Source organism: Murinocardiopsis flavida (assembly GCF_003014485.1).
Classification (GTDB): Bacteria; Actinomycetota; Actinomycetes; order Streptosporangiales; family Streptosporangiaceae; genus Murinocardiopsis; species Murinocardiopsis flavida.
The window spans coordinates 151748-167237 of record NZ_PYGA01000007.1; the positions used below are offsets into that span (position 1 = coordinate 151748).

The window sequence follows — 15490 nt, forward strand, 5'->3', positions numbered from 1 at the left end:
GTCACTCCGGTGGGGCGGTCACTCCGGCGGGGCGTCGCAGGACGGGTTGAGGAGCTTGCGGACCTCCGGGGAGTCGACGTTGTCCTTGTCGATCACGACGGCGCCGGTGTCGGTATCGGGCGCCGTATCGGCCTTGCCGCGGATCTCGCCGATCGCCGCGTCGACCGAGTCGTAGCCCATCTTGAACGGGTTCTGCGCGATCAGGCCGGTGACCACGCCCTCGCGCAGCGCCTCGATCTCGCCCTCGGAGGTGTCCCAGCCGACGATCTTGACCTCGCCCGCCTTGCCGGCCTGGCGCACCGCCTCGGCCGCGCCGAGCACGCCCGGCTCGTTTCCGGCGTAGATCCCGTCGAGGTCGGGGTTCGCGGTCAGGATGTCCTGGGTGACCTGGAGGGCCGTGTTGTAGTCGCTCTTGCTGGACTGCCGGGCGACCAGCTCCAGCCCGGGGTGCGCCTCGAGGCCGCGCTCGAAGCCCTCCGCCCGCGTCTCGTTTGTGCTCGTGCCGGGCTGGAACTCGATGAACGCCACCTTGCCCGTCCCGCCGAGCTGCTCGGCGAGCACGTCCGTGCCCTCCTCGGCGGCGCCCACGTTGTCCGTTGCGTACACCGGGACGCCCTTGGGCTGCGGGTCGGTCCCCGAGTCCATGTTCACCACGGTCGTGTTCTGCTGCCGGGCGGTCTCGGTGACGTCGGCCATGGCCTTGGCGTCGGTGGCGGCGTAGACCAGGCCGTGGACGCCCTGCGCCAGCAGGTCCTGCAACAGGCTCTGCTGGCCGCTGACGTCGTCCTCCGAGGTGGCACCGTCCCAGTGCAGGCTGATGTTGGGGTGCTTGGTCGCGGCGCACTCGGCGCCCACGCGCACCTGCTCCCAGAAGTCGAACCCGATGGCCTTGGGCACGACGGCGATCCGGACGGTCTCGCCCTCCCCCGCCCCGGCGCCGGTGGGCTCGCGGACCTGCACGGTGCATGCCGCGGCGAGCGTCGGCACGAGCAGCAGGCTGATCGCCGACAGGACCTTGTTCATGGCACGGGCCTCCCTGGACATCGCAGTTAGCCGGTGTCACCGCTGAGCCTGCGGCGCTGGTACCGGTCCCACCACACGGCGAGCCAGATGATCACGCCGATCAGCACGTTCTGGTAGAAGGTGTTGATCTCCAGGTGGATCGCGCCGTTGCGGATGACCGCGACGAGGAACGCGCCGATCAGGGAGCCGAGCACGGTGCCCCTGCCGCCGAACAGGCTCGCGCCGCCGATGACGACCGCGGCGATCACGTCCAGCTCCAGGCCCTCGCCGAAGTTCGGCTGGCCGGAGTTGATCCGCGACGCCGCGACCATGCCGGCCAGCCCCGCCAAGGCGCCGGAGACCACGTAGACGGAGGTGAGGTGCTTTTTCACCGGGACACCGGACAGCCGCGCGGCCTCCCTGTTGGACCCCATCACATAGGCGTAGCGCCCCAGCCGGGTCCGGGTGAGGACGAGGTGCCCGGCGACGGCGACGGCGGCGATGATCAGGACCGGGATCGGGACAGCGGCGACGACGCCCTGCCCCAGCAGCCGGAAGGACTCCGGGGCGCCGAACACCGCGACCGCACCGGTGGCGATGAGGACCAGGCCCCGGCCGACGCTGAGCATCCCCAGCGTCGCGATGAACGGCGGGAGGCCGACGACCGACACCAGGAGACCGTTCACCAGCCCGGCGGCCATGCCGACGAGGATCCCGCCGAGGATGCCCAGCAGCGGGTCGAACCCGAAGTCCGCCATCAGCAGCACGCCGACCACGCCGGACAGCGCCGCCACCGAGCCCACGGACAGGTCGATCCCGCCGGTGATGATCACGAGGGTCACGCCGACGGCCATGACCGCGTTCACCGAGGTCTGGGAGCCCAGGTTGAACAGGTTGTCCGCCGTGAGGAACGACGGCGCGCCGATCGACAGCGCCACGAAGATCACGATCAGTGCGCCCGCCGCCGCGACCTGCGACACCGCGCCCGTGATCCGGGGGGCCAGGCCGCCGAGCCCGCCGCGCGGGCCCGCATCCGTCCGGTTACTCATGGCCGTCCTTTGCTCCGGTCGCGAGTGCGACGATGCGTTCCTCGGAGAAGTCCGCGCGGGCGACCTCGCCGACGATCCGGCCGGCCCGCATGACCAGGATCCGGTCGCACATGTTCAGCAGCTCGGGCAGGTAGCTGGAGATCAGCACGATCGCCCTGCCGTCGGCGGCGAGGGCGTCCACCTGCTGGAACATCTCCGACTTCGCCCCGACGTCCATACCGCGGCCGGGTTCGTCGAAGAACAGCACGTCGGCGCCGGTCTCCAGCCAGCGGGCCAGGACGACCTTCTGCTGGTTGCCGCCCGAGAGGAGCTGGACGGGGCGGCCCACCCGCGGCACGCGGATGCGCAGCCGGTCGCGCTCGCGCTCGGCGGTCCGCCGCTCGGCGCCGAGGTCGATCAGGCCGGCCCGCATCGGCAGCCGGGCGAGCGTGACGTTCTTGTCGAGCCCCAGTTGCAGGGCGAGGCCGTCGGTCTTCCTGCTCTCGGTGAGGTAGCCGATCCCGGCGGCGATCGCGTCGGCGGGGCCGCGGATCCGCAGCTCGGTGCCGTCGAGCGTGACGGTCCCCGCGTGAGGCGGTTCGGCGCCGAAGACCGCGCGGGCCAGCTCGGTGCGCCCGGCGCCGACGAGCCCCGCCAGTCCGACGACCTCGCCCGCGCGCACGTCGAACGAGGCGTCCCGGACGGCGGTCCCCCGGCTCAGGCCGCGCACGCTCAGGCGCACCGCGCCGGGCTCCCGGAAGGTCCTGGGGTACAGGTTGGCGACGTCGCGGCCGACCATGAGGCCGACCAGCCGGTTCTCGTCGAGGTCGGCGACCGGCTTCGTCGCCACGACGGAGCCGTCGCGCATCACGGTGACGGTGTCGCCGATCTCGAAGATCTCGTCCAGGCGGTGCGAGATGTAGAGGACCGCGATGCCCCTGGCGGTGAGGGTGCGGATGATCGCGAACAGCTCCCGCGCCTGCTGCTCGGTGAGGCTGGCCGTCGGCTCGTCGAGGATGAGCACCCCCGCGTCGACCGCCAGCGCCTTCGCGAGCTCCACCCGCTGCTGTTCGGCCGTCGACAGCCGGCCGACCCGCTGCCCCGGGTGGACGTCGAGCCCCACGGTGCGCAGCAGCGCGTCGGCGGCGCGGCGCTCGGCGCCGCGGGAGATCCAGCCGAACCGGCCGGGCTCCTGCCCGATGGAGAGGTTCTCGGCGACGGAGAGGTCGGGCGCGAGCGCGAACTCCTGGTGGACCATTGCGATCCCCAGCCGCCGCGCCTGCCCGGGGCCCTGGTAGTGCACTGCCGCGCCGTCGACCTCGATGCGGCCGGCGCTCGGCGGTTCGATCTGGGCGATCAGTTTCATCAGGGTGGACTTGCCGGCGCCGTTCTCCCCCGCGAAGACGTGCACGGCGCCCGGCTGGATCTCCAGGTCGACGTCCGAGACCGCCGCCACGCCGGGGAACCGCTTCGCCAACCCGCGCAGCACGACCGCGGGCGGTGGGTGCTCGGGTCGCGCGTTCGGCGCCACGGCGCCTCCCCATCGATCATTCGTGACCGGTTTCGACCGGATCGCGGCACGGCGGAGCCTACCTAGCCCGCCGACCGATCGATAGGGGTGCAGAACAAAATCGAGCAATCGATTTCTGACATCGGGCGGCCGGAGCGGTCCGCCGAGCGGTCGCCCGCACGCGGCCCGGCCCGGCGGCGGGTCGGGCCGCGCCCCGCTCAGTCCGCCGTGTGCTCGGGGCCGGGGCGGGTCACGACGACGGGCACCGCGGCATGGTGCAGGACCGCCTGCCCGACCGAGCCGAGCAGCAGGCCGCGGAAGCCGCCGCGGCCCCGGGATCCGACCACGACCAGGTCGGCGGACTCGCTCTCGGTGAGCAGCGCCTGGGCCGGATGCTCCTCGACAACAGCGACCCGCACCCGGACCCCGCTCTCCTCCTCGGCGAGGACGCCGTCGACCAGGCCGTGGACGCGCTTGCGCGCACCGGCGACGACGGCGTCGCGGTCGATCGCGTACCCCGATGCCAGCAGCATGGTCGAATCGGCGGCCGCCGGCGGCTGCCAGGCGTGCACCGCGACGACTTCGGCGCCCCTGTGCGCCGCGGCGCCGATGGCGAAGCGCAGCGCGGCGGTCGACGCCGGTGAGTCGTCGACGCCCACCACCACCCGGTGGTGCTCGGCGGTCTCGTGCGCCGGCCGGGGCGGGACGACGGCGACCGGGCAATCGGCGTGCGCGCTCACCCGTACGCTCACCGAGCCGAGGAACAGCGACGCCACACCGCCGAGCCCGCGCGAGCCGACGACGACCAGCGCGGCGTTCTTCGACGCGGCGAGCATGGCCGGCGCGGGCTCGTGCGCCGACACCGTGGTCTCGACCGTCAGCCCCGGGTACCCCCCGGCGAGGTGGTCGACAGCGGCGGCGAGCAGCTCCCCCGCCCGGTCCGCGATCTCCGGTGTGGGCGACATCCGCACCGGCCGCGACAACGGCATCGCGATCAGCGGCATGCTCACCGCGTGCACGACCCGCAGGACCAGCCGCCGCTCCCAGGCGGCGCGCGCGGCCCAGGCGAGCGCGGTCCTGCTCGGCGGCGACCCGTCGATCCCCACTGCGACCTCGCGCCGGGCGGGCCCGGGGTTTCCCGGCCCTGCCGACTCCGTGCCGTTCATCGGCCGGTCCTCTCGTTGGACGACGTTTCGGTGCCCGGCCCGGCGGGCGGGCGCGGGCCGCGGCCGACCGCCAACGGCCCCCGACCTGCGGCGGGGTTCCCCGGCCTCGCACCGCGGCGGTATCGCGGCCGGGCGGTTCGCGGCCGCACGCGGCCGGCCCCGGGGCCGTGCGGTGGTCCCAGTCTCGCCACGGCGCCCGCCGACCGCCAGTGTCCCGGCCCCCGTGTCGGGCCGCGGAACGGTCGCGGCCCGTGCGGCGTGGCGGCGGGCGAAAGGTTTGGCGAGCGGGGATCGTGAACAAGGAAGGGGGTACGACGGGAGGATCCGCGACCGCCCATCGGCGCCCGCCCATCTGCCCCACCACTCCGGGAGGCCGGCATGGCAGCGATCCGCCCCGGCGCGCTCGACCCCGCCCGGCCGCTCGCCGCGGTACCCCCCGGCGACCCCGGCGACCCCGGCCTCGCCGAATCCGTCGCACGCTGCCTGAACGACTTCTTCACCGCCCGGCGCGGCGCCGCCGATCCCACCGACCCCCGCTTCGACGGCGAGGTCGTGGCGCGGCTGGAGCGCTTCACCCTCCTCGGCGGCAAGCGGATCCGGCCGACGTTCGCGTGGTGGGGGTGGCGGGCCGGCGGCGGCCCCGGCAGCGGGCCCGGCGCCGCAGCGGCGCTGCGCGCCGTGTCGGCGCTGGAGCTCATCCAGTCCTGCGCCCTCATCCAGGACGACGTCATGGACGGTTCCCCGACCCGCCGCGGGCAGCCCGCACTGCACCGGGAGTACGCCGAGGCGCACCGGTCCGGCTCCTTGCGCGGCTCCCCCCGGCGCTACGGCGAGTCCGTCGCCGTCCTCGCCGGGGACCTCGCGCTCGCCTGGGCCGACGACATGCTCGACGACGCGCTCGACGGCACCGACCGGCGGGCGCGCGTCCGCGCGCCCTGGCGCGCCATGCGCACCGAGATGATCGCCGGCCAGTTCCTCGACCTGCACGCCCAGGCGCAGGCCGACGTATCCGAACCGACCGCGCTGCGGGTCGCCCGGCTGAAGACCGCCGCCTACAGCGTCGAGCGGCCGCTGGAGTTCGGCGCGGCGCTGGCCGGAGCGGGCAGCGGCGCCGTCGCCGCGCTGCGCTCCTACGGTTCCGACGTCGGGACCGCCTACCAGCTCCGCGACGACCTGCTCGGCGTCTACGGCGACCCCGCCGCGACCGGCAAGCCCATCGGCGACGACATCCGCGAGGGCAAGCCGACCCTGCTGCTGGCGATCGGGCTGCGCCGCGCCCGCGAGCGCGGCGACCCCGCCGCCGCCGACACCCTGCGCGGCGCCGTGGGCGACCCCGGCCTGACCGACGCCGACGTCCGCGCGGTCGGCGCCCTCCTCGACGACCTCGCCGCACGCTCCGCCGTCGAGGCGCACATGCGCGCCCTGCTCGACAGCGGGCTCGCCCACCTCGCCGGGGCCCCCTTCGCCGCCACCGCCCGCGACGCGCTCACGGCCCTGGCCGGGCACGCCGTGGCGCGCCTCCGATAGCACCCGAGACGAGGCAGCCCATGAACCCGCGGACGACACAGCAGCGCACCGTCCCCGGGCGCACCGACCACGTCGTGGTCGTGGGGGCGGGCATGGCGGGGCTCGCCGCGGCGCTGCACCTGCTGGGGGCCTGCCGGCAGGTGACCGTCCTGGAGCGCGACCCCCACCCGGGCGGGCGGGCCGGCCGCCTAGACGTCGACGGGTTCCGGATCGACACCGGCCCGACCGTGCTCACCATGCCGGAGCTGATCGACGAGGCGCTCGCCGCCGTCGGAGACTCGGTGACCGACCGGCTGGACCTCGTCCGGCTCGACCCCGCCTACCGCGCCCGGTTCGCCGACGGGTCGGCGATCGACGTCCACACCGGTGCCGAGGCCATGGCGGCGGAGGTGGAACGGGTCGCCGGCCCGCGGGAGGCGGCGGGGTACCTGCGGCTGCGCGACTGGCTCGGCCGCCTCTACGCGCTGGAGATGCGCCGGTTCATCGACACGAACTTCGACTCGCCGTTCGCGCTGCTGTCGCCGGAGCTGGCCCGCCTCGCCGCGATGGGCGGGTTCGGCCGGCTCGCGCCCGCCGTCGGCCGCTTCCTCTCCGACGAGCGGCTGCGCCGGATCTTCTCCTTCCAGGCGCTCTACGCCGGTGTCGCGCCGCAGCGGGCGCTGGCGGCCTACGCCGTCATCGCCTACATGGACACGATCGCCGGCGTGTACTTCCCCAAAGGGGGCATGCGCGCGCTGGGCGACGCCCTAGCCGGATCGGTCGCCAAGGCCGGCGGCACCCTCCGGTACAACACGCCGGTGCGGCGGCTGGAGCGCCGCGGCGACCGGATCGTCGCGGCCGTGACGGCCGACGGCGAGCGGATCGGCTGCGACGCCGTGGTGCTCACCCCCGACCTGCCGATGGCGTACCGGCTCCTCGGGCGCACGCCGTGGCGGCCGGTGCCGCTGCGCTTCTCGCCGTCGGCGGTGGTGCTGCACGCCGGAACGGACCGGCGCGACACCCGGTCCGGGCACCACACCATCTCCTTCGGGTCCGCATGGGAGCGCACCTTCGACGAGATCACCCGGCAGGGGCGCACCATGAGCGACCCGTCGCTGCTGATCACCCGGCCGACCGCCACCGACCCCGCGCTCGCCCCACCCGGCGGCGAGCTCTACTCCGTCCTCGCCCCGTGCCCCAACCTGCGCGCGGGCGGGCCGGACTGGGCGCGCGCGGCGGGGCGGTACCGCGATCACCTCGTCCGCACGGTCGAGGAGCGGGGCCTCGACGGCTTCGCGGCGTCCATCGTGGCCGAGCGGCTGATCACCCCCGCCGACTGGGCGCGCAGCGGCCTCGCGTTCGGCACGCCCTTCGCGACGTCGCACACCTTCGCGCAGACCGGGCCGTTCCGGCCGCGCAACCTCGTGTCGGGCACCGCCAACGCGGTGCTGGCCGGGTGCGGCACCACACCGGGGGTCGGGCTGCCCACCGTCCTGGTCTCCGGCAAGCTCGCGGCCGCCCGCATCGCGGGCGCCGCGGCCGTTGGGCGCGGGGCCCGGTGATGGGCACCGCCGCCGAACTCGACGCGGCCGGGATCACCGGCCCCGGGCTGCGCGCGGCCTACGCCGCCTCCCGTGCGCTGCACGCCCGCCACGGCCGCACCTACTACCTGGCGACCCGGGTGCTGCCCGCCGCACGCCGCCCCGCGATCCACGCCCTCTACGGATTCGCCCGTTGGGTCGACGACATCGTCGACGACATCGAGCCGCGGCGCACGAACGCCCAGCGCCTCGCCGTGCTCGACGCCGTCGAGGACGACCTGCGCACCGCGCTCCGCTCGGGCGCGGCCCGGCGGCCGGTGATCCGCGCCCTCGCCGACACCGCCGGGCGCTACGCGATCCCCGCCGAGTACTTCACCGCGTTCACCGCGTCCATGCGCGCCGACCTCACCGTCACCGAGTACGCCAGCTACGAGGAGCTGCGCGGGTACATGTACGGCTCGGCCGCCGTCATCGGCCTCCAGGTGCTGCCGGTGCTGGGGACCGTCGTGCCCAGGGCGGAGGCCGCCCCGCACGCCGCGGCGCTGGGCGAGGCGTTCCAGCTCACCAACTTCCTCCGCGACGTCGCCGAGGACCTCGAACGGGGCCGGGTCTACCTGCCGGCCGACGTCCTCTCCGCGCACGGCGCGGGCCGCGAGCTCCTGGAGCACTGCCGGCGCACCCGCGTCCAGGACCGCAGGGTACGCGCCGCGCTCGCCGAACTGGTCCGCATCAACCGGGAGGTGTACGGCAGGGCCGAGCCCGGCTGCGCCATGCTCTCCCCGGTGTCGCGCCCGTGTGTCACCACCGCGCTGCGGCTCTACCGCGGCATCCTGGACGCGATCGAGGCCGCCGACTACGACGTGTGGGTCCGGCGGCACCGCGTCCCCCGCTCCCGCAGGGCCGCGGTCGCGCTCCCCGCGCTGGCACGCGCGCTGGCGGCCCGCGCGACCGGCTGACGGCCCCCCTTGCCGACCGCACCGCTCCGACCACAACGGGAAGGACCCGACACCATGGCACTCCCGGACCCGGCCCCGCGGCGCATCCCCCTGCGCCGGATGCCGGCGACGACCTGGCAGCGGCAGCGCCCCACCTGGCGCGGCGCCGCCCCCGGCCTGATCGACGCCGCGCTCAAGCGCGCGCTCGCGCGGCCCTCCGGCAACTGGTTCGTCCTCGCGGCGAGCAGCGAGGTGCGGGACGACCGGCCGTTCGGCCGGGTCGTCGCCGGTACCGAGATCGTCGCGTGGCGCGGCGCCGACGGCGGGCTGCTCGCGGCCCCCGGCGCCTGCCCGCACCTGGGTGCCCCGCTGTGCCGCGGCGCGGTGGCGGAGGGGCGGCTGACCTGCCGCTGGCACGGGCTCTCCCTCGACGCCGGCGGGTTCCCCGGCTGGGACCCGTTCCCCGCCTACGACGACGGCGTCCTCGCCTGGGTGCGGCTGGACCGGGTCGGCGGGGAGCGGCCGCTGCCGCGCCCGGTGCTGCCGGTGCGGCCGGACCCGTCGGGCACCATCGCGGCGGTCGAGAGCGTCGCGGGGCGGTGCGAACCGGAGGACGTCGTCGCCAACCGGCTCGACCCCTGGCACGGCTCGTGGTTCCACCCCTACTCCTTCATCGGCCTGCGCGTCACCGAAACACCCTCGGGCCCCGATCCCGACCCCGATCGCATGGTCGTCGAGGTCGCCTACAAGGTGGCGGGGCGGTGGGGCGTGCCGGTACGGGCGGCGTTCAGCTGCCCCGAACCGCGCACCGTGGTCATGCACATCATCGAGGGCGAGGGCGAGGGCAGCGTCGTCGAGACGCACGCCACCCCGTTGGGCGTGCGCGACGGGATCCCGCGCACAGCGGTCATCGAGGCGACCATCGCCACCTCCGAGCGGTCCGGGTTCGCCGTCGCCCGCCGCCTCGCCCCCGCGATCCGCCCCCTGGTGCGCGCCGCGGCCCGCCGCCTGTGGCGCGACGACCTCGCCTACGCCGAACGGCGCTACACCCTCCGCACCACCGGCCGCTGGCCGGGATAGCCCGCATTCGACCGGAGACCCGGACGACAGGGGGTGGGCGGCCGTCGCGGCTGCGAAGCACCCGGCGGCACGAAACACCACGCTGGAGTTCTCCCACCAGTCCGGTCCACCGCATGGCAGCCATCCTGTGCGTACGGAACCGAGGAGGTGCCGGGGCGCGCTGTCTGCGGCGGTGGGGACGACCGGCTACGCGCCGCGCGCCCAGCGGGCGAGGGCGCGGAGCGGGGCGCTGCGCCCGCCGAGCGGGACGCTCCACACCGTGTGGCCGGGCAGCCCCCAGCGGCCCAGCAGGGCGTTCGCGGCGAGTGTCCCGCTGGTGGCCGCGCGCTCCATCAGCGCGACGGGCAGGCCGACCCGCACGTGGTCGCCCGCCACCACCAGGTCGGGGTCTGGCGTGCGGATTCCGGGGCGGTCGCGGTACCCGCCGGGCGGAAACAGCGGGCAGTCGGCGCGCAGCTCGTGGCGCTCGTCCACGATAACGGCCCGCGCGGTCTCGGGGTAGAGGCGGTGCAACTGGTCGAGCAGCCGCGCGCGCTCGGTGTGCTCGTCGCAGCCCTCGGGCAGGGCGTAGGCGTGCAGTTCCACTACCGAGCCGCCGGTGCGCGCCGCCCAGGAGCGCGCCTCGTCCTCGTAGCGGTCGAGCACGCTGACGTTGTCGAGCGTCGCGAACCCGGCGGTGCCCGCGAACCCCGGCCTCTCGGCGCGCACCGGGCGGTCCAGCCACAGCCGCGACACCAGGAACGGCGGTGCGCTCGGCGCCCGCTGGACCCGCGCCCGCCACTCCGATCCGGCGAGCCACGGCGAGGCGCCCGCGAGCGCGCGCAGGCTCGGTACGTCGGCGGCGAGCACCACGGCGTCGAACTCCCGGACGGGGTCCCCGTCGACGTGGACGGCGAACCTGCGCCGGCGGCCCGGCCCGACGCGCTCGACGTCCGCACCGGTGCGGACGTCGGCCCCCATGCGCTCCAGGTACGCCCCCATGGGGTGCCACAGCGCCTGCGGGAACGGCGACCGGGGGACGTCGAACACCAGTCCTTCGCTGGACCCGAGGAAGTAGATGTGGAACATGGCGGCCAGCTCCGCGGCGGAGAGGCGGCGCGGGTCGGCGAAGAAGCTGCGGGAGAACACCTCGAACGCGAGGTGCCGGGCGCTCGGCGGGAAGCGCACGGCGTCGAGGAGCGCCTGCGCGTCGAGGTGGTCGAGCCGGTCGTAGACGCCCGGCACGTCCACGTCGAGCAGTTGCAGCGCCGCCGCGATGTTGACGCGGGCCAGTTCGCGCGGCGGGAAGCTCCGGCTGCGTACCGCGAGCGCCGCGGCGTTCCACGGCGGGGTGCGGGGCAGCCCGGCGAACCGGTCGCGCGGGCCGTCGGCGTGGACCAGCGGGTAGTCGGCCAGGGGGACGAGCATCCCGAGCCCGGGGTCGGCGCGGCCCAGGAGGGCGCGCAGGTTGTAGTACTGCCGGAAGAAGGCGTGGAAGCCGCGGCTCATGGTGGCGGTCGTGCCGTCGCGCAGCACGGTGGGCCAGCCGCGCAGGCGCCCGCCGAGGCCGGGATCGCGCTCCAGGACGGTCGTGCGGACGCCGCGCTCGGCCAGCGCGGTCGCGGCGGCGATCCCGGCGATGCCGCCGCCGATGACCGCCGCCGACGGGGCGGAATCGCGCCGCGCGCCCATCGGGGCCGCCGGTGCCACGGCGACCGCGCGCGGGTCGCGCCGGCCGGCGTTCACGCGCCGCCGCGCGGTGCCGCAGCGGCGTCCGGCACGCGGCCGGTGAAGGTGTGCACGATGCCGTGCTGCCACCCCGGCATCGGCGCCGTGCGGACGCTGTCGAGGCCGGCCGCGCGCAGGCGGGCGCGCAGGGCCGCCGCGCCGTCGAAGTCCAGGACGCTGCGCCACAGGTAGCGGTACAGGTCGGCGCGGCCGGTGACGGCGCGGCCGAGGGGGATGATGATGCTCCAGCAGACCAGCGACCACACGGCGCGCGCCGCGGCGGAGTCGGCGACCGAGTACTCGTGCAGGACGATCCGGCCACCGGGGCGGAGCAGCGCGCGCATGGCGGCGAGCGCGGTGTCGGGCTCAGGGCAGTTGCGCAGCAGGTAGGCGGCGAGGACGGCGTCGGCCGGGCCGTCGATGTCGGCGGCCGACAGCTCCTCGGCGCGGGCGTGCACGAACCGGACGCGCGCCGGCCAGCGCTTCGCCCGGGCTGCGGCGAGCATGCCCGCCGAGGCGTCGACGCCGATGATCTCGGCCCGGGGCAGCACCCGGGCGAGGGCGGCCGTGGAGGCGCCGGTGCCGCAGCCGAGGTCGAGGACGCGCAGGCCTGAGCCGCCGGAAGGGAGACCCAGGCGCCGCGCGGAGATGCGCAGGTGGCGGTGGTAGCCCGGGTTGGCGCCGACGAGGCGGTCGTAGGAGGCGGCGTGGTGGTCGAACGCGTCGGTGACCGATACCGCTACCGCTGCTGTGTCGCTGCCGCGCATGCTCACCCGTTCCCGTGGAACCGCCCCGGCCGTGCGTGCAATGCTAGTCGGCATGCGCGAGTTCGACATCGCCGTCGTCGGCGCCGGAGCGGCGGGACTCTCCCTCGCCCACCGGCTCGCGCACTCGACCGCGCGGGGCCTCTCGGTCGCGCTGCTGGAGCCGCCCGACGGCCCGCTCCGTCCCCCCGAGCGCACCTGGTGCTACTGGGAGCGCGGCACCGGGCCGTGGGACCCCGTCCTCGCGGCCCGCTGGGACCGGCTCGCCGTTGTCGACCCCGCGGGCCGGCGGCTGCGCTCCGGCATCGCCCCGCTCGCCTACAAGATGCTGCGGTCGCGCGACTTCGAGGCGCACGTGCACGCCGGGCCGGCCGGCGGCGCCACCCGCTACCGGGCCGCGGTCACCGCGATCGAGGACGGCGCGGCGCGCGCCACTGTCCGTGCCGTCGGCGCCGACGGCGCGCCCGTGGAGATCGCGGCCCGCTGGGTGTTCGACTCTCGGCCGCCCAAACCGCTCCCCCCGGCGCGCACCACCCTGCTCCAGCACTTCCGCGGCTGGTTCGTGGCCACCGAGGCCGACGCCTTCGACCCCGGCGGCGCCGTCCTCATGGACCTGCGCACACCGCAGCCCCGCTCGGGCGTGTCGTTCGGCTACGTCCTGCCACTGTCGGAGCGCACGGCGCTGGTCGAGTACACCGAGTTCACCCGCGCGGTCATCGACGACGCCGGATACGACGCCGCGCTGCGCGACTACACCGGCCGTGTCCTCGGCCTGGGCCCGTTCACCGTCACGGCGTCGGAGCAGGGCGCGATCCCGATGACCGACGCCCGGTTCCGCACCCGCACGGGGCGCCGAGTGTTCCGCATCGGCGCGGCCGGCGGGGCCACCCGCCCGTCGACCGGCTACACGTTCAGCGGCATCCAGCGCCAGACCGCGGCGGTCGTGCGGGCGCTGGAGCGCGGCGCGGTCCCCGTGCCGCCGGTCCCCCACCGCCGCCGGCACCTGGCCATGGACGCGATCCTGCTCAGGGCCCTGGACCGCGGCCGGGTCGACGGCGCGGCGTTCTTCACCCGCCTCTTCGGCCGCAACGGGATGCGCGACGTCCTGGACTTCCTCGACGGCGCGTCGGCGCTGCCGCGGGAGCTCGCCATGGGCACCACGACACCGCTGCTGCCGATGGCGGCGACGACCGCCGAGCACGCCTGGTCCGCTGTGCGCCGCATCCCGCCCCGCGCAGCCGGCCGGGACCGGCCCCCGGCACGCTGACCTGCCGGACCGCAGCCTATGCGGGTTCGGCAAAAGCCCCCATGAGCCGACAGGGCTGCCGCCTATCCTGGTCTTCGGCTTCAGCGGAAGGCAGGTGCCCATGCCCGCGGACGACTCCCCCGACCCCGCAGGAACCGAATTGGCCTTCGGGCAGCGGCTGAAGCTGCTGCGCACCCGGCGCGGCATGACCAGGGAAGTCCTCGGCGGCCTGGTCGGCCGGTCCGGGTCGTGGGTGAAGGCGGTCGAGTGCGGCAGGCTGGCGACCCCGAAGCTGTCGCTGCTGCTGCGCCTGGCCGAGGCGCTGCGCACCCGCGACCTCGCCCAGCTCACCGGCTGCCAGTCGGTAGACGTCGACTCTTCCTCGCCTACCAGCCGGCACAGGACCTGCTGTGGCGGGTGGCCGAACGCGGAATGGTCGCCGCACAGGACTTCGGCGACCCCCACGCCATCGGCATCGCGTCCTGGCTCATGACCCAGGCGCATCGCGACTCCGGCGACTGGGACGCCGCCGACACCGTCACCGGCGAGACCATCGCGGCACTCGCACCCCACGTCGACAACGCACCGGCCGCCGTGCTCGCGATCTGGGGGGCGCTGCGGTTCGAGGCGGGGTACACCGCAGCCCGGCGGGGCGAGAGCGGTACGGCGTGGGGGCACTGGGACGCGGCCGACGCCATGGCGGCGCGGCTGCCCGGCGGCTACTACCACCCGGTGACCTCGTTCTCCCGGGCGATCATGGGGGCGCACGCCACGACCATCGCGGTGGAGTTGCGCGCCGGGGGCGAGTCCGTGCGCCAGGCCCGGCGCGCCGCCGCCCGGCTGATCCCCTCGCGGCCGCGGCGCGCGCGGCACGCCATCGAGCAGGCGCGCGCCTACCAGCTCGACCGGCAGCCCGACACCGCACTGGCGGTCCTGTCGGCGGCGCACGAGGCGGCGCCCGAGACGGTCCGCTACAACGGCTACGCCCGCCGCATCATCGTGGAGGAGCTGGAGACCGGTTCGGCGCAGCGCCGGAGCCGCGCCGCGGAGCTCGCCGACCACGTGGGCCTGCTCCACTGAGCCGCCCGGCACGAAGGGGGCACAGTTTGTGCCCCCTCTCCCGCCGCGGCGCCCTACCGTCGGCTGATGGTCTCCAGCTCCGATGACGCCGCGCTGGCGGCACTGCGGGAGAGGTACGGCGACAGGTACGGGATCCGGCGCGCCGGGTCCCTGTGGGTCGCCAACCCCAGACGCGAGTGCGACATCGTCGCCCCGACCATCACCGAGGACTCCGGGACGGCGCTCGCCGAGGCCCTGGACAATCCCCCGCTGCGCGCGGGCCGACCGCTGGCTGCGCTGGGGCTGGGGCCGATCGACGCCGAGGCGCCGCCCCGTCCCGCGCCGGCTCCCGCAGCAGAGGACGGCCCCGCCGCCGCCCCGGCGTGAGGGCGGGCCCGGCGGCGCCCCGGCCTGAGGCGGGCCCGGCGGTCCCGCCCGCTGCGGCGGGCGGCGTGTCACGGACCCGATGCCGCGGGCGGCAGCACGGCGAGCGCCTGCACCCGCGAGGCGGCGAAGCTGCTGCCGCACGCGGCGCACCCGTCGACCGGCCGGTGGGCGGACGCGGCGCGGTCCCCGCCGCCGAGCGCGCCGCCGGGGTAGACGCCGCGGACCGTCGTCCCGCAGACCCGGCACGTGAGTCGCTGGACCTCCGCGAACACGAGATCGCGCGCCTCACCGGCGGTGAGCGGCCCGCCGCCGGTGAGGCGCGGCACCGGGCGGTCGGGCGGCCAGACCGCGGCGTACGGGGCCCGCCTCCCCTCCCCTATCCGGAACCGGAGCAGGGCGGGGCGGAACCGGGGGCCGAGGGGCGCGAGGTCGCGGGCGAGGGTCCGCAGCTCCGGGGGCACCGGCTCCGCGGCGTAGACCTCGGCGGTGCCCCACGGTGCCTCGAATCGGCGCATGGCCGCTCCCATTGTCGGGACCGCCGAGCGGGCGGCGCGCACGG

The 15490-nt window shown here is 75.9% G+C and carries 15 protein-coding genes; 8 read left to right on the plus strand and 7 right to left on the minus strand.

Going from position 1 to position 15490, the window contains the following annotated elements; all coding sequences use genetic code 11:
* Positions 1–18: 18 nt before the first annotated feature.
* The 4 genes from CLV63_RS12145 to CLV63_RS12160 all read right to left on the minus strand — a co-directional run bounded on the left by CLV63_RS12145 (position 19) and on the right by CLV63_RS12160 (position 4706).
* Positions 19–1023 (minus strand): sugar ABC transporter substrate-binding protein, encoded by a 1005-nt coding sequence (locus tag CLV63_RS12145; RefSeq protein WP_106583083.1) that lies wholly within the window; start codon positions 1021–1023, stop codon positions 19–21.
* Between the two features lie 26 nt (positions 1024–1049).
* Positions 1050–2051 (minus strand): ABC transporter permease, encoded by a 1002-nt coding sequence (locus tag CLV63_RS12150; RefSeq protein ID WP_106583084.1) that lies wholly within the window; start codon positions 2049–2051, stop codon positions 1050–1052.
* On the minus strand, positions 2044–3561 hold the full coding sequence (locus CLV63_RS12155) for a sugar ABC transporter ATP-binding protein (protein WP_211301273.1): 1518 nt from the start codon (positions 3559–3561) through the stop codon (positions 2044–2046). The genes CLV63_RS12150 and CLV63_RS12155 overlap by 8 nt, the downstream gene beginning before the upstream one ends.
* Before the next feature lie 197 nt (positions 3562–3758).
* Complete coding sequence (locus CLV63_RS12160; protein ID WP_106583085.1) at positions 3759–4706, minus strand: universal stress protein; 948 nt, start codon at positions 4704–4706, stop codon at positions 3759–3761.
* A 378-nt stretch (positions 4707–5084) separates the two neighbouring features.
* Between CLV63_RS12160 and CLV63_RS12165 the strand changes: the two genes are divergently transcribed.
* Genes CLV63_RS12165 through CLV63_RS12180 form a run of 4 tightly spaced genes read left to right on the plus strand, consistent with a single transcriptional unit; the run spans position 5085 to position 9768 of the window.
* A complete protein-coding gene (locus CLV63_RS12165; RefSeq protein ID WP_106583086.1) occupies positions 5085–6233 on the plus strand; it encodes a polyprenyl synthetase family protein in 1149 nt (382 codons plus the stop codon).
* Between the two features lie 20 nt (positions 6234–6253).
* On the plus strand, positions 6254–7774 hold the full coding sequence (crtI, locus tag CLV63_RS12170) for a phytoene desaturase family protein (RefSeq protein ID WP_106583087.1): 1521 nt from the start codon (positions 6254–6256) through the stop codon (positions 7772–7774).
* Positions 7771–8709: a phytoene/squalene synthase family protein gene (locus CLV63_RS12175; protein ID WP_106583088.1), complete on the plus strand. Its 939-nt coding sequence runs from the start codon at positions 7771–7773 to the stop codon at positions 8707–8709. Before crtI ends, CLV63_RS12175 begins: the two co-directional genes overlap by 4 nt.
* Before the next feature lie 54 nt (positions 8710–8763).
* The gene (locus CLV63_RS12180; protein WP_106583089.1) at positions 8764–9768 is read left to right on the plus strand and encodes a DUF5914 domain-containing protein; all 1005 of its coding nucleotides are present in this window, start codon (positions 8764–8766) and stop codon (positions 9766–9768) included.
* A gap of 186 nt (positions 9769–9954) precedes the next feature.
* Here the strand turns inward: CLV63_RS12180 and CLV63_RS12185 are convergent, their stop codons facing one another.
* Together CLV63_RS12185 and CLV63_RS12190 are read right to left on the minus strand one after the other, a co-directional pair.
* Positions 9955–11493: an FAD-dependent oxidoreductase gene (locus CLV63_RS12185; protein ID WP_394339762.1), complete on the minus strand. Its 1539-nt coding sequence runs from the start codon at positions 11491–11493 to the stop codon at positions 9955–9957.
* On the minus strand, positions 11490–12242 hold the full coding sequence (locus CLV63_RS12190) for a class I SAM-dependent methyltransferase (protein WP_106583090.1): 753 nt from the start codon (positions 12240–12242) through the stop codon (positions 11490–11492). The genes CLV63_RS12185 and CLV63_RS12190 overlap by 4 nt, the downstream gene beginning before the upstream one ends.
* Positions 12243–12294: 52 nt before the next feature.
* Between CLV63_RS12190 and CLV63_RS12195 the strand changes: the two genes are divergently transcribed.
* The 4 genes from CLV63_RS12195 to CLV63_RS12205 all read left to right on the plus strand — a co-directional run bounded on the left by CLV63_RS12195 (position 12295) and on the right by CLV63_RS12205 (position 14931).
* Positions 12295–13506, plus strand: coding sequence for a lycopene cyclase family protein (locus CLV63_RS12195; RefSeq protein ID WP_106583091.1), 1212 nt, complete (start codon positions 12295–12297; stop codon positions 13504–13506).
* A gap of 100 nt (positions 13507–13606) precedes the next feature.
* Positions 13607–13978: a helix-turn-helix domain-containing protein gene (locus CLV63_RS34530; RefSeq protein WP_245928752.1), complete on the plus strand. Its 372-nt coding sequence runs from the start codon at positions 13607–13609 to the stop codon at positions 13976–13978.
* Positions 13918–14565: a hypothetical protein gene (locus CLV63_RS12200; RefSeq protein WP_245928753.1), complete on the plus strand. Its 648-nt coding sequence runs from the start codon at positions 13918–13920 to the stop codon at positions 14563–14565. The genes CLV63_RS34530 and CLV63_RS12200 overlap by 61 nt, the downstream gene beginning before the upstream one ends.
* A gap of 66 nt (positions 14566–14631) precedes the next feature.
* Positions 14632–14931 carry a hypothetical protein gene (locus CLV63_RS12205; protein WP_106583092.1) on the plus strand — a complete coding sequence of 100 codons (300 nt, stop codon included), beginning with the start codon at positions 14632–14634 and terminating at the stop codon, positions 14929–14931.
* A 68-nt stretch (positions 14932–14999) separates the two neighbouring features.
* Here the strand turns inward: CLV63_RS12205 and CLV63_RS12210 are convergent, their stop codons facing one another.
* Complete coding sequence (locus CLV63_RS12210; RefSeq protein WP_106583093.1) at positions 15000–15446, minus strand: hypothetical protein; 447 nt, start codon at positions 15444–15446, stop codon at positions 15000–15002.
* Positions 15447–15490 lie beyond the last annotated feature (44 nt).